Origin of the sequence: Microbulbifer guangxiensis (assembly GCF_021729075.1) — a bacterium.
Taxonomy (GTDB): domain Bacteria; phylum Pseudomonadota; class Gammaproteobacteria; order Pseudomonadales; family Cellvibrionaceae; genus Microbulbifer; species Microbulbifer guangxiensis.
Genome location: NZ_JAJSAQ010000003.1, coordinates 497629 through 511382 on the forward strand (window position 1 = coordinate 497629; position 13754 = coordinate 511382).

Sequence of the window (13754 nt, forward strand, 5' to 3'; positions counted from 1 at the left end):
GGGAGGCTGTACTGATGTCCCGCAAATGGCTGGCCACCCTGCGCCAGGGTGCCGTATTCCTGGTGTTGCTCACGGTGCTGGTCACCGCCGTGGGGCTCTACCAGCAGCGGGATATCCCCCGCGGCCGACTGCCGCCGCTGATGGGGAAGACCCTCGGCGGTGACGCCGTCGATCTCGTCACGCTGACAGACCGCGGCCCGGTACTGCTGTATTTCTGGGCCACCTGGTGCGGCTACTGCCGCATCGTGTCGCCGATGGTGGATGAACTCGCCGCTGATCACCAGGTGCTGACCGTTGCCCTGCAATCCGGCAGCGATACGGAGGTGGCCGATTACCTTACCGACAAGGGCTGGTCCCTTCCCACACTGAACGATCCCAGTGGTGCCCTGAGCGGAACCTGGGGCGTGCGGGTCACACCGACCCTGGTGATCCTGAACAGTGCTGGCGAGGTGGCGTGGGTCACCTCCGGCACCACATCCAAGTGGGGCCTGCAGCTGCGCCTGGCATTGACGAACTGAAGCTCCGCCCCCTCGCCCCACCACTCACAACGGGAAAGGTTTGGTCAACCGGAAACAGCCGTCTGGCTATTCAGCGTCGGGTTGCCCTGAATGACAATGGGTTCGATTATCTGTTTCCTGTGTCCCGGGTCACCGCATTGGCCACGCGAGGCATGAACGCAATCGGAGCCCCATGTCTGTTCTCTCCACCTATCGCCATCACGATCTCGACGGGATTCGGGTCGGCCGATTCAATCTGGGTGTGAATACCACCTTTATCGTCTACCGGCTGGGCGGCACCGTGATCGATACGGGACCGAGCAATCAGTGGCGCCATGTGAGATCCTTTATCGAATCGCGGCCGCTGGAGCAGTTGCTGCTGACACACCATCACGAGGATCACAGCGGCAACGCCGGTGCGATTCACCGGCTGACAGGTATACAGCCCCAGGCTCCGGCACTGACCGCCGACATCCTCAGGCGCGGATTCCGTATCCCGTCCCTGCAAAGACTGTTCTGGGGTGCTGCCGGGAGGGCCGAGGCGCGCCCGTTGCCGGACCAGCTGATCATTGGAGATGAGCGGGCGGAAGCCATCTTTACCCCCGGACATGCGAAGGATATGCACTGCTATCTGCTGCCGGAGCGGGGCTGGCTCTTCAGTGCAGACCTGTATATCGCCAACTACCTCAAGATGCTGCGGAGCGATGAAGATGTTGCGACGCTGCTCAAGAGCATGCGCGCAGTACTGGCCCGGGATTTCGATACCATCCTGTGCCCCCACCGGGGCGTGGTTGAGCGGGGCAGGGAGCGCCTGCAGGAAAAGTATGACTACCTTGTCAGTCTCGCGGGAGAGGCACAGGATCTCCAGCGACAGGGTTTTCAACTCAATGCGATCACCCGTCGACTGCTCGGCAAAGAGGATCTGGTCGGGATTGTGAGCCGCTACAACTTCAGCAAGCGCAACCTGATTGCTTCCTGCCTGGAAGTGGACCTCGCTGATCCGGGAGCCCCTGAAAGCTGAAACAGCCGGATACACCGGGACCGTTGGTCTCATGTTGGCCGGATGGCGAAAGGGGATCCTCTGTTCTTCCGCGATACGTCCCCCTGCACTATCACCGGTTCCTGGCCTATCTTTGTTGTCACTGAAACAATGCGCTGAGGCCGGGAGGACCCTGTGGAATATGCTCTGGACCCGCGGCAGACTCTCATCATCGCCATCCTGGTCCTGTTCCTAGGCAAATACCTGACCGCCAGGGCGGGCGTACTGCGCCACTACAACATACCGGAGCCAGTCACTGGCGGTGTACTGGCTTCCCTCTTCTTTTTCCTGGTGTATCTCATCACTGACCGCGTCTTCGTTTTCGACCTTAGGGAACGGGACATCTTCCTGGTGGTTTTCTTTACCTGCATCGGTCTTTCTTCCCGTATCAGCAGCCTGCTGGCAGGGGGGCGGGCGTTATTGATGCTGCTTCTGCTCGCCGTCGGGCTGCTTTTCCTGCAGAACCTGATTGGCGTGGGTGTGGTTTCCCTGGCCGGGTTGGACCCTGTGGTGGGCGTCCTTGGTGGCAGTATTTCGCTCAGCGGTGGGCATGGCACGGCAATCGCCTGGGCTGCGATGCTGGAGGAGTCCTATGGCATTACCGACGCCATGGAAATCGGACTCGCCTGTGCGACATTCGGGTTGATTCTTGGCGGTATCGTCGGTGGACCGATTGCGAATTTCCTCGTGACCCGTTATCAGCTCAAGTCCGGCAGCCATGAGCACATCACGGTAGGGATCCCGCAGGACAAGAAAGCCGAGACTATCAGCGTGGACTCGGTGCTAAACGCAATCCTGATGATCAGCATCGCGATCGGGATCGGGTTGCACCTGGATATGCTGCTGAAGCATCTCGGGATCAACATGCCGCTCTTTGTCAGCTGCCTGTTCGCCGGCATCCTGATGACGAACACGATTCCGCTGATGTTCAAGCAGCTGTCATGGCCCACCGGTACTGCCATACTGGCGCTGATCTCAGACCTGAGCCTGGGCCTCTTCCTGGCGATGTCGCTGATGAGCCTGCAGCTCTGGACACTGCTGGGGCTCGCCGGACCGATCGTTCTGCTATTGGCAGGACAGGTGATCGCAATCACCCTCTACGTCGTATTTTTCGTCTTTCGGGTGATGGGGCGGGATTACGATGCGGCAGTGATGGCCGCGGGCTTTGCCGGCCTGGGCCTGGGTGCAACACCCACTGCACTGGCCAACATGACGGCGGTTACCGAACGCCATGGACCCTCGCCCCAGGCATTTCTGGTCGTTCCCCTGGTCGGTGCTTTTTTTATCGATATTGCCAATGCGCTGGTGGTGAATGTCATGCTCAATTTTGTTTCGTAGTCCCTGCGGGCAAGCTCCCTGCACCAGCCATCGATGCAGCAAACAAGGCACAAAAAGCCCAATAAATTACACATGTCACAAACAGGACTCTGCTTGTGAAAAAGAGCGCCACTCGCCGGAGCGGCGACGTGGCAAAAGTGACACAGGGCAGTGCGGGAGGCGGTATCCCGCTTACATATCCCAGAGAGAATTGGTCGCCATAGACAGGGTGATCCGTTCCTTGTCCTGAATCTGCTTGAGATCCTCGAATACCTCTTTGACCTCGGCAGACTCGATGGCACCGTAAACGGCCTCGTAGAGGTCGGAGAAGTAGCGATCCACCGCCCTCTGCATGGTGTTGATCTCCTTGATGGTGGGCGGATCACTCAGCTCGAGGCCGTGGATGAAGTCCTTCACGGACTCCTCGTGGGTGTATTGCAGCCAGGTCTTCATGACCTTGTGCTGGGCGACCTCGCCGTAATTAGCCAGGTTTTTTGCCATGCGCTCTTCGTGCTCGATCATGTGCTTGAGCAGGAGCTGGGTGCGGCTATCGTCCGACTTTTCCATCAAGTGGCGGTAAAAGTCAGCGATATCACGGTGGAACTTCTCGGCGTCCTTGAGAACTTCATACGCCTGTTTAAACGTCTTCATCGGCGGGCCTTTGAATAGTTGTGGTTCTTTGCGGCGCGAAAGCGGGTGTTTTCTGTCCTGAAAATCATCATACCCTCGCTATGTATATAGTGCATGTAGCCAATTGATCAAGGGCTGGGGGAAGACACCGAGTGCGAGAAGGGTCACGGACAGCACGAGCAACAGTAATTGTCCGTCCAGGGAAACCTGTCGTGCCGTGCCATTCGCGGCTGCACGCTGGTGATCCCGCCGGAAGAGCGCGAGTAGCAGGCGCAGGTAATAGAAGAGGCCCAGGGCACTGCCAACAATGACCGCACTGATCACCAGCCACAGTTCCCCCTCGATGCCGGCGGCAAAAATATAGAACTTGCCGATAAAACCGATGGTCAGGGGGATGCCCGCCAGCGACAAAAGCATGGCGGCAAAGCAGCCTCCCAGCAGCGGCGCGCGCCAGAACAAACCGGCAAAGTATGTGCCCGCGCAGGGATCCATGCCCGCTGCGTTGTGGCGATCCACATCGGTGACAGCCTCATCCGCCACCAGACTGACGGTGGCAAAGGCGCCCAGTGTGGTGACGATATAGGCAATCAGATAGTAGAGGGCGGCCTCGCCACCGAAAGCCCCGTCGATCAGCAATGCCACTGCCAGGTAGCCGATGTGGGCAATCGATGAATAGGCCAGCAGGCGTTTCACATCATCCTGCATCAGGGCCAGCAGGTTGCCGCCGAGGATACTTGCCACCGCCAGTACCGTGAGCAGTGAGGTGGTGATCGTCTCTTCACCCAGCCCCGACAGTGTCAGCAGCCGCAACAGTATCGCCACGGCGGCGGCTTTACTGACGGTGGCGATCAGCGCCGTAACAGGCGTTGGGGCGCCCTGGTACACGTCCGGGGTCCAGATATGGAACGGCACCAGGGAGAGCTTGAAGGCCATGGCTGCGAGGACCAGCGTGACACCCGCCTGCATCAGTCCGGAGGCAGCTGCCGGTCCCTCGATGGCGGCGGCCACAGCGGCGAATTCCAGTGCGCCGGTGGCGCCGTATACCAGTGCAATGCCGAACAGCCCCAGAGCGCTGGTGAGCGCCGAGAGCAGCAGGTACTTGATGGCCGATTCCATCGCCGGTTCCCGCTCCTGCGCAGCGAACCCATTGCCGGTCAGGGGGAAGCCCAGCAATGGGTAGAGCGACAGCCCGACCAGCTCCAGAGCCAGAAAGAAACTGGCGAAGTGACTGGCACAGGCGAGCGTGCAGGCGCCCAGCAGACACAGCAGCAACAGGATATAAAACGCCTCGGGATGATCCGTTGCCGAGGGGATGATTGCCCGACTGCGCAGGTAGCTGCGACCGAGGATGGCAACGGCGACGCCTGCCAGTAGCAGCAACGTGCAGAGCAACAGTGCCTGCCGATCCACCAGCAACAGCGCGGTGGCCTGTACCGAGGGAATACCGTTGCCGAGTCCAGCGGCGACCAGCAGGGAGGCGCAGATTGCCAGCAATAGCACGACGAGGGTGGTGCCAAGGGCCGCCCCGTGGCTGCGGAAAAACGCGACCTGCAGCATCAGGCACACAATGCCGCCGGTCAGAGTCAGCAGCGGCAGGATGGCATGGAGTTCCATGATGGTCATGGCTTTCCTCCTCCTCCGAGGCCTGGGCTTTGCCGGGCTGAGACGGCCGCCTCTGCTGGCGGCAGGTCAGCCAGCGCTTTCTCGAGCGCGGGTGCGACACTGTCCATCAACGGTTGCGGCCGCAGGCCGATGAACAGCAGCGCCAGGGCCAGGGCCAGCAACGCTAGCCACTCTCGTGCGGAGAGATCAACCGGGGGCGCAGAGGCACCCCCGGCAGCAGGGCTGCCGACATGGGCGCTGCCTTCCTGCCTCGGCGAGGGCGGCCCGAAGAGCGACCGCTGCACCATGACCAGTGCATAGAGGGCAGCACCGATCATGCCGAGCGCCGCGATGATGGCCTGCGGCGCGCTGCGTCCGAAACTGCCCAGTAATACGAGGAATTCCGCCACGAAATTCCCGAGGCCCGGCAGGCCGAGAGAGGCAACGGCAAAAAACAGCACGAACGCCGACAGCTTTGGCAGTGGTTCCCAGAGTCCGCCCATGCGATTCATGTCACGGGTGTGCAGCCGGTGCTGCAGGGCGCCCACCAGGGCAAACAGTGCCGCGGTGCTCAGCCCGTGGGCAAACAGCTGGACCACCGCCCCCTGCATGGCGATGGCGTTGAACGCATAGACCCCCAGCAGTACGAAGCCCATATGGCTGATACTGGAATAGGCCACCAGGCGTTTCATGTCGCTCTGGGCAAAAGCCAGCACCGCACCGTAAACGACGCTGATGGCCCCCAGTGTCATCGCCACCGGCGCAAAAGCCTGCGAGGCCTCAGGGAACAGCGGCAGGGTAAAGCGCATCAGCCCATAGGCACCGGTTTTGAGCAGAACCGCAGCGAGCAGGATGCTGCCGGCCGTCGGCGCCTGGGTATGCGCATCCGGCAGCCAGGGGTGAAACGGAATCGATGGCAGTTTTACCGTAAAGGCAAGGAAGAAACCGAGCATCAGCCAGTAGGCGGTTTCCGGGTCTATCCGCGTGGAGAGCAGGGCCTGGTAGCCGAAGGTCACCTCGCCGGTGGTCCGGAAGTGGATGAACACCAGGGCAATAATCGACACCAGCATCAGCAGGCTGCTGGCCTGGGTGAAAATGAAAAACTTGATCGCCGCTGCGGTGCGCCCCTCATAGCCCCAGATGGCGATGAGCAGCAGCATGGGTATCAGCATCACTTCCCAGAAGAAGAAAAACAGGAACAGGTCTACCGCGGTAAAGACGCCGGTGATGCCCGCCAGCACCCAGAGATAGTTCGCGTAGAAAAAACCGCGTCGATCGCTCACCTGGTTCCAGGTAACCAGCAAACCGAAAATCCCCATCGCCAGGGTCAGCAGCAACAGGCTGAAACTGAGTCCGTCCATCGCCAGGTGGAAGTGAATACCGAAACGCGGAATCCAGGGCAGGGAAAGTTCATACCACCATCCCGCGCCGCTGTCGGAAGCGGGAAAAGCACTCACCTCCCCCAGTAACAGCAGCGAGGCCGCCACCAGGATCGCCAACGCGAGCCAGCGCGCGCTGCCTTTGCGCACACGTTCACAGAGGCCGGCGATCATGCCACCAGCTGCGAGCAGGACAATGAGCAGCGCAAGGATCACAGCAGCACCACCATCAGCAGGAAAAGCGTGAGTCCGCCGGCAACAGTGGCCAGGTACCAGCGCAGCTGTCCACTCTGGGACAGGCTGAGCAGGCCGTGCAGGTGGCGGCTGGCAGTAGCGACAAGCGCCCATAGTGCGTTGATGATGTCATTGCGGTTCAGCTGTGCCAGCCAGCGAAAGGGGCGGACCAGCAGCCAGGAGTAGAGCGTGTCGAAGCCCCAGCCGTGGCGCCAGAAAAATGCCAGCCCGGAGTTCGACAACCGCGGTGCTCGACGACGGAAAAGCTGCCATGCCAGCAGGGCGCCGAGGATCGGCGCAATACTGGCAAGGACGATCGTCCAGGTGGGTGGATGCAGGGCTTCTCCGGTGCTGAAAACGTCCTGCAATGGTGGCGCGAGCAGTCCACCGGCCAGTGCGAGGATCGCGAGCACCAGCAGCGGCAGTCGCATCGCCGTGCGATTGGCATCGGTGCAATGGGTGCTGGCACTCCCGGGCTTGCCGAAGAAAACTTTCAGCAGCAGCCGTGCCGTATAGGCGCCGGTAATCACCGCGCCCAGGATGCCAGCCCACCAGAACAGGTGTGCGCCCTGACCGGTACCCCAGGCACCGGCGAGAATGGCTTCTTTGCTGAAGAAGCCGGAAGTGGACGGCAGGGCGGCCAGGCAGGCACAACCCACGGCGAAGGTGGCAAAGGTGAACGGCAGCCTGCGATAGAGGCCCCCCATCTTTTCCAGTGCCTGCTCGTGGTGGAGACTCAGGATGATGGAGCCTGCCGCCAGAAACAGCAGCGCCTTGAAAAAGGCATGGGTCACCAGGTGGAAGATGGCCGCAGACCAGGCACCGACACCGAGGGCTAGGAACATGTAGCCCAGCTGACTGATGGTGGAGTAGGCCAGTACCCGTTTGATATCGGTCTGGACCAGCGCACTGCAGCCTGCCAGTAGCAGTGTCAGTGCGCCCACGGTCGCCACGGTGGCCATCGCCAGGTTGGAGAGGGCAAAGAGCGGGTGCAGGCGCGCAATCAGGTAAACGCCGGCGGTGACCATGGTGGCCGCATGGATCAGGGCGCTGACCGGTGTGGGGCCGGCCATGGCATCGGGGAGCCAGGTCTGCAGTGGCAGTTGGGCCGACTTGCCCACTGCACCGCCCAGCAACAGTAATGCGGCGATGGTGACGACTGGTTGCTGCGGGCTGGCGGTGACTGCCTCCAGCAGCGGGCGGATCTGCAGGGTGCCGTACTCCCTGAACAGCAGAAACAGTCCGATGGCGAGGGCGGTGTCCCCGATGCGGGTGACCAGAAACGCCTTGATGGCCGCCTGACCGTTGTCCCGGTTGCGATACCAGAACCCGATCAGCAGATAGCTGCACAGGCCCACGCCCTCCCAGCCCAGGTAGAGCAACACCAGATTGTCCGCCAGCACCAGCAACAGCATGGCCGCCACGAACAGGTTCAGGTAGGCGAAATAGCGCCGGAAGTCACCGTCGCCGCGCATGTAGCCCGTGGAGTAGAGATGGATCAGAAAGCCGACACCGGAAATCACCAGCAACATGACCACGGTCAGCCAGTCGGCGTACAGGTCAAAGCCCAGTTGCAGAGACCCTGCCGCCATCCAGGATCCCGCGGTATAGGTGTGTTCGGCGGCGGGGTTTTGCACAAATTGCCCGAGAAAAAGTGCAAGACTGGCGACGGCCGAGAGGCCGACCGCCCCGACCGCAATCACGGCGACGGGTGTTTCTGACACTGGCCGCGGCCGTAACAGTGCACTGGTTACCAGCAGCAGGAAGCCGGTGAGTGGCAGCAGTGGTATCAGTGCCAGCAGACTCGGCATATCACCCCCGCATCCCGCTCAGCTGGTCGATATCCACCGTCTTGTGGTGGCGGTAGAAGTGCAGGGCCAGGGCCAGACCAATGGCGATCTCGGCCGCCGCCACGGTGATGGCAAAAACAAACATCACCTGTCCATCGGCGTTGCCCCAGTGCGCACCGGCCACAACGAAGGCGAGCGCGGCTGCATTCGTGCAGATCTCCACACTCATCAGCATGAAGAGTACATTTCTCCGCACCAGCATCCCGATGAGCCCGAGGCAAAAGAGCGCAGATGCCAGCAGCAGGCCGTGCTGCAGGGCGATATCGGCACTGGCCTGAGTCACGTCAGTCATGCCCGGGTCTCTCCGCTTCCGGGTTGTCGCGGCGGGCCAGGTGAAAGGCCCCGACGAGGCCCGCCAGCAGCACCATCGACGCGAGTTCAACGGCGAGCAGGTAGTGGCCAAACAGCGCCGCGCCCACCTGCCTCGGGCCCACGTAATGCACGTCTCCAGAGTGCGCACCGGTACCGATCAGCAACAGGAACAGGAGCAGAAGAATCGCTGACAGCAGTCCGGGTCCAATCCATGCCGCTGGCGCCAGCCACTGGCGCTCCTGCTCTACTGACGCATCACCCTGGTTCATCATCATGATCACGAACAGTATCAGCACCATGATCGCGCCCGCGTAGACGATGACCTCCAGAGCCGCGGCAAAGGGGGCGCCATAAAGGACAAAGATCAGCGCAATCGCCAGCAGGGAAACGATCAGGTACAGCAGCGCATGCACGGCATTGCGCGCCGTGATGACGAACAGGGTGGCGATGAGCGCTATCGCTGCACTGAAGTAAAAAAATATCGACATGTCCTGGCTCCTGTTCCTCCCTGCTGTGGTCAGAGGTTCAGCCCGCGGATATCCACGGGTTCGCGTTCATTTTCCGCTTCGCCCTTGTCCTTGCCGACTACAGCCTTGCCGGCGACACCGTAGAAGCTGTAATCGTGATACTTGCCCGTGCCACTGATCAGCAGGTCCTCCTTTTCGTAGACCATGTTCTGGCGGTCGTACTCACACATCTCGAAATCCGGAGTGAGCTGGATGGCGTAGGTCGGGCAGGCTTCCTCGCACAGGCCGCACATAATGCAGCGGGAAAAATTGATGCGGAAATAGGCCGGGTACCAGCGCCCGTTTTCGTCTTCGGCTTTCTGCAGGGAAATGCAGTCCGGGGGGCAGGCCACCGCACAGAGGTTGCAGGCCACGCAGCGTTCGCTGCCATCCGGTTCCCGCGTCAGCACGATCCGACCGCGATAGCGCGGTGCCAGATAGGGTTTTTCGTCCGGGTACTCCACGGTGACCCGTGGTGTAAACAGGTGGCGAAACACCAGCCAGAGACTGCGTAATTGACTGATCACGATGCCGGTCCCTCTCGTATTACTGGAGCCATAGCAGTATCCCCCCGGTGGCCAGCAGGTTGGCGAGTGACAGTGGCAACAGTACTTTCCAGCCGAATTGCATGAGCTGGTCATAGCGAGGGCGCGGCAGGGCCGCACGCAGCAGTACGAAGACACAGACCAGCAGTGCCGTTTTCAGGCTGAACCAGACCAGTGGTGGTAACCAAGGGCCGAGCCAGCCGCCGAGAAACAATGTGGTAACCAGCGCCGAGATAAGAATGACGGACAGGTACTCGCCCACAAAGAACATGCCGAATTTCATACTGGAATACTCGGTATGAAAGCCGGCCGTGAGTTCGTGTTCCGCCTCCGGCAGGTCGAATGGCAACCGATGGCTCTCGGCGATCCCGGCGATAAAAAAGATCACGAAGCCCAGAAGTTGCGGCAGCACAAACCAGCCATCGGCCTGTGCAGCCACGATATCGCGAAGATTGAAACTGCCCGCCAGCATGACCACGCCCATCAGGCTGATGCCCATGAAAACTTCGTAGGAAACCGTCTGCGCCGCGGCCCGCAAGCCGCCGAGCAGGGCGTATTTGTTGTTGGAGGCATAGGCGCCGAGCACCACGCTGTAGACGGCCAGCGAGGACATGGCGAGCACAAACAGAAGGCCCACATTCAGGTCCACGATACCGATACCCGGTGCGAACGGGACTACCGCAAATCCCAGCAGCATGGTGGCCATCACCAGGGTGGGAGCGAGGACGAACACGGGGCGGTCTGCAAAGCGCGGGATAAAATCTTCCTTGAAGAAGAGCTTGATCATGTCCGCGACCACCTGTAACAGGCCGAAGGGGCCAACCCGGTTGGGGCCCGGCCTGTCCTGCCAGAAGCCCAGAAGTCGCCGTTCCACCCAGGTGAGCAGTGCCGCCAGCAGCACGATCGTGGTGAGTATGCCGAAGATATTCACCAGCTGTATGAAGATGGAGGAACTCAACAGTCGTCGCCCTCCATCTTCTGGCCGTAACGGATGACTCTTATGATGCGCGCCTGCGAAGGCAAGAGGGCCGCGATGTCACCGAATTTCGGCAGGCCGCAGGGGAGCCCGATTACGCCGGGGGCGATTTCAAAGTCCAGCTGCGATTGCAGTTGCAGGCTGGTTTCGCCGAGGCTGAGCTGTATCTCGTCACCCTGATTGATGTCCAGCGCTGCGGCGTCTGCGGGATGTATTTTGGCGAAGGCCTCTGTCATCACACTGGCGATCCCTTCGGCACTGTTGCTGAGCTCACCGCTGCCGATCAGTCGATACAGCGGTATGGCGAGCAAGCCTTTAGCATCCTTGTTTTCGCCGGGCTGATGGCGGCTCCCGTGCAATTCCACCGACTGCCAGTGGGGCAGGGGGGCTGTGGTTCTCTGCAGGGTTACCGGTTCAGGCCGGCCGATGCGTGGTCCATTGATGCCGTGAAGAAACTGGTGAATCGACTGGTTGGAGGTCCAGCCTGGTGCGCGGATCATTGCCTGCAGCGTTGAGGCCGCGGGATCGTGTATGCCTTCCATGGAGTAACTGAGCGGTGCATCGGTATCCTCCGGTGGCGGCAGTTCGGCCACGTGCCTGGCTGAACCGATGGCGGTGCGGCCACTGGCACGGTGACTCTGGCGCGCCACCAGAAACCCTTCCGGCACGGTGACTGAGACGGCCGGCAACTTGGAAAATACCGGCAGGGTTTCTGCCAGAGTCCGGATCACATCGTCGCAGTGCTGCCAGCTGCGTATCTGGTCGGCGGAATCACTGTGCTGGTTGCTGGCACTGAGCGCATCTGCCAGCCAGCGCCAGCCCTCCTGGATAAAGCCGATACCCTCATAAACGCCATAGTGACGCTGCACGCGGCCAGTGCTGTTGACCACGCTACCCTGGCACTCGGGTGTGGCCGCGGTTGGAAAGACCAGGTGCGCGCGTCGGGTGGTATCGTTGGGGAGGTGGTCCAGGGCAATAACCGTATCTGCCTCGGCGAGAAGGTTTCGGGCCTGCGACCGCTCCAGACGCCGCGAGAGGTCATTCTCCAGAACGACCAGGGTCACCGCTGTGCCCTTTTGTCGTGCTTCCGTGACGATGCCCTGCAGCCGCTCCAGGTGCATGTCCCCGGATGCCAGCAGTTGCACCAGTCCGAGGCTGTTCACTTCGGGGCAGGCCAGGTAGGTATTGACCGCGTTGCCTTTTTTCTCCGCCAGTGCGGTCGCGATCAGCCCCGCCGCGCGCAGCAGGCCCGGTTGCCTGGCGCCACAGCCAGCGATCACCAGTGGCCGTTTTGCCGCGGCCAGTGCCTGGGCCGTCTCGGTAGCGACTTCACCGATGTCACTGTCCTGTGATGCCTCAGTACCTGCCGGCAGTATGTCCTTGTCGCCAGAGCCTTTGCGAATAGTAGCGAGCACCGCTTCGGCAAAACTGACCAGGATCTCAGGAGTGCCGATCATCTGGTTCGTGCAGCAGTCTGCCAGAGGGGGGATCTCCCAGCCGACAAAAATGATCGGCACCGGTGGTGCAGGCAGCTGACGCACGGCGGCATCCTGCCAGTCGGGAATCTTCAGCTCTGCTGCGCGCTGGCGGCGGTGATTCAGGGCCGCCTGCCTCACTGCGAGCGCCACCCGTGGTGCGGTATTGTCGATATCCTCGCCGAGGATCAGGATGGCATCTGCCTGTTCGATTTCCGGGGTTGTTGCGCTGCGGATGCGGTCGTCGCGCTGGATGGTGTCCACCAACCGCAGCAGTTGCAGGTCGGTGGCGCCGAGTCCGGCATAGAAATGTTCGGCACCGGCCAGAGTGCGCAGGGCAAAATTGTTTTCCAGCGAGCTGCGCGGCGAGCCGATCCCGAGCAGCAGGTGTTTGCCGGGCCCCTGGTCTTCCAGATGGCGGGCGAAAGCCTCGACACCTTCTCCGGGCGGGATTTCCCGATGGGAGAGCACTCCCTCTCCGGCGCTGGACCCGATCACATCGACATTATCCCGTTCCAGTACCTGGCTCAGGCGGGCCGGGCTGTTGGCATACTCGTATCCGAAGCGCCCGCGGTCACAGAGAAAGTAGCCGTTGATATCGCGGTTGTAGAGGTTGGTCACCCGGCGCAGCCACGGATCCCCGGGGCGCCCCGGCTGGCGTGCCGCGGGTGCGGTATTACAGCCGACGCCGCAGTGTTCGCAGATCGACGGCGCCATCTGCTGGTCCCACTTGCGCACGTAGTGGCGGCTGAAGGTCTTGTCGGTGAATACCCCGGTGGGGCAGACCTCCACCAGGTTGCCACTGAAGCCGTTCAGCAGGCGGCCGTCCTCATGGCGACCGAAGTAGACCTGATTGTTGCGGCCCAGCGCCTCCAGGTCGCTGCCACCGGCGTAGTCGCGGTAATAGCGGGTGCAGCGGTAGCAGGCGATGCAGCGGTTCATTTCATGATTGATGAACGGCCCCAGGTACTGGTTGCGGTGAGTACGCTTGGGCCCCCGGTAACGCCGCACCGTGTGCCCGGTCATTTCCGTCATGTCCTGCAGGTGGCACTCGCCGCCTTCCTCGCAAACCGGGCAGTCGTGGGGGTGATTGGTCATCAGGTTTTCGATGATGCCGCCACGGAATTCCCGCGCGGCGTGTGCGTCCACGCTGTAGCGACCGCCATCGCGGATCGCAGTCATGCAGCTCATCACCAGCTGCCCCTGCTGGTCCTGCTCGTCTTTGTGCTCGATCACCGCGCACTGCCGGCAGGCACCTACTGAGCCCATGGCCGGATGCCAGCAGAAGTAGGGCAGGTCAATACCCCGGGCAAGGCAGATACTGAGCAGGTTCTGCCCGGCCTCTGCTTCGCATTCTTCGCCGTCGATGGTAATGGTTAGCATAATGCTGTC

General features: G+C 61.4%; 12 protein-coding genes. 3 read left to right on the forward strand and 9 right to left on the reverse strand.

The features are described from left to right. Nucleotides 1-14: 14 nt before the first annotated feature. The 3 genes from LVD12_RS09145 to gltS all read left to right on the forward strand — a co-directional run bounded on the left by LVD12_RS09145 (nt 15) and on the right by gltS (nt 2874). Complete coding sequence (locus LVD12_RS09145; RefSeq protein WP_237067392.1) at nt 15-518, forward strand: protein disulfide oxidoreductase; 504 nt, start codon at nt 15-17, stop codon at nt 516-518. Nucleotides 519-690: 172 nt separating this feature from the next. After that, nucleotides 691-1518 (forward strand): MBL fold metallo-hydrolase, encoded by an 828-nt coding sequence (locus tag LVD12_RS09150; protein ID WP_237067393.1) that lies wholly within the window; start codon nt 691-693, stop codon nt 1516-1518. 153 nt (nt 1519-1671) lie between these two features. Next, entirely contained in the window at nt 1672-2874 is a 1203-nt protein-coding gene (gene gltS, locus LVD12_RS09155) for a sodium/glutamate symporter (protein ID WP_237067394.1), read from the forward strand. Between the two features lie 171 nt (nt 2875-3045). On the opposite strand, the gene LVD12_RS09160 is transcribed toward gltS, so the two are convergent. The 9 genes from LVD12_RS09160 to nuoG form a co-directional block, all read right to left on the reverse strand. Further along, nucleotides 3046-3504 (reverse strand): hypothetical protein, encoded by a 459-nt coding sequence (locus LVD12_RS09160; RefSeq protein WP_237067395.1) that lies wholly within the window; start codon nt 3502-3504, stop codon nt 3046-3048. Between the two features lie 78 nt (nt 3505-3582). Further along, on the reverse strand, nt 3583-5106 hold the full coding sequence (locus tag LVD12_RS09165; RefSeq protein WP_237067396.1) for an NADH-quinone oxidoreductase subunit N: 1524 nt from the start codon (nt 5104-5106) through the stop codon (nt 3583-3585). After that, nucleotides 5103-6680, reverse strand: coding sequence for a complex I subunit 4 family protein (locus LVD12_RS09170; RefSeq protein WP_237067397.1), 1578 nt, complete (start codon nt 6678-6680; stop codon nt 5103-5105). Before LVD12_RS09170 ends, LVD12_RS09165 begins: the two co-directional genes overlap by 4 nt. Beyond that, nucleotides 6677-8509, reverse strand: a complete 1833-nt coding sequence (gene nuoL / locus LVD12_RS09175; protein WP_237067398.1) for an NADH-quinone oxidoreductase subunit L — start codon at nt 8507-8509, stop codon at nt 6677-6679. The genes LVD12_RS09170 and nuoL overlap by 4 nt, the downstream gene beginning before the upstream one ends. Nucleotide 8510: 1 nt before the next feature. Further along, nucleotides 8511-8840 (reverse strand): NADH-quinone oxidoreductase subunit NuoK, encoded by a 330-nt coding sequence (gene nuoK, locus LVD12_RS09180; protein WP_237067399.1) that lies wholly within the window; start codon nt 8838-8840, stop codon nt 8511-8513. Further along, nucleotides 8833-9348 carry an NADH-quinone oxidoreductase subunit J gene (gene nuoJ, locus LVD12_RS09185; RefSeq protein WP_237067400.1) on the reverse strand — a complete coding sequence of 172 codons (516 nt, stop codon included), beginning with the start codon at nt 9346-9348 and terminating at the stop codon, nt 8833-8835. The genes nuoK and nuoJ overlap by 8 nt, the downstream gene beginning before the upstream one ends. 29 nt (nt 9349-9377) lie before the next feature. Beyond that, a complete protein-coding gene (gene nuoI / locus LVD12_RS09190) occupies nt 9378-9893 on the reverse strand; it encodes an NADH-quinone oxidoreductase subunit NuoI (protein ID WP_439651339.1) in 516 nt (171 codons plus the stop codon). A 19-nt stretch (nt 9894-9912) separates the two neighbouring features. Then, a complete protein-coding gene (gene nuoH / locus LVD12_RS09195) occupies nt 9913-10869 on the reverse strand; it encodes an NADH-quinone oxidoreductase subunit NuoH (protein ID WP_237067401.1) in 957 nt (318 codons plus the stop codon). Then, on the reverse strand, nt 10866-13745 hold the full coding sequence (nuoG, locus tag LVD12_RS09200; protein ID WP_237067402.1) for an NADH-quinone oxidoreductase subunit NuoG: 2880 nt from the start codon (nt 13743-13745) through the stop codon (nt 10866-10868). The genes nuoH and nuoG overlap by 4 nt, the downstream gene beginning before the upstream one ends. Nucleotides 13746-13754: the final 9 nt, after the last annotated feature.

Bases quoted from the DNA above. Each gene is read 5' to 3' on its own strand.
- LVD12_RS09150 (WP_237067393.1), top strand. From the start codon at position 691: ATGTCTGTTCTCTCCACCTATCGCCATCACGATCTCGACGGGATTCGG.
- LVD12_RS09160 (WP_237067395.1), bottom strand. From the start codon at position 3,504: ATGAAGACGTTTAAACAGGCGTATGAAGTTCTCAAGGACGCCGAGAAG.
- nuoJ (WP_237067400.1), bottom strand. From the start codon at position 9,348: ATGTCGATATTTTTTTACTTCAGTGCAGCGATAGCGCTCATCGCCACC.
- nuoK (WP_237067399.1), bottom strand. From the start codon at position 8,840: ATGACTGACGTGACTCAGGCCAGTGCCGATATCGCCCTGCAGCACGGC.
- nuoG (WP_237067402.1), bottom strand. From the start codon at position 13,745: ATGCTAACCATTACCATCGACGGCGAAGAATGCGAAGCAGAGGCCGGG.
- nuoL (WP_237067398.1), bottom strand. From the start codon at position 8,509: ATGCCGAGTCTGCTGGCACTGATACCACTGCTGCCACTCACCGGCTTC.
- LVD12_RS09165 (WP_237067396.1), bottom strand. From the start codon at position 5,106: ATGACCATCATGGAACTCCATGCCATCCTGCCGCTGCTGACTCTGACC.
- LVD12_RS09145 (WP_237067392.1), top strand. From the start codon at position 15: ATGTCCCGCAAATGGCTGGCCACCCTGCGCCAGGGTGCCGTATTCCTG.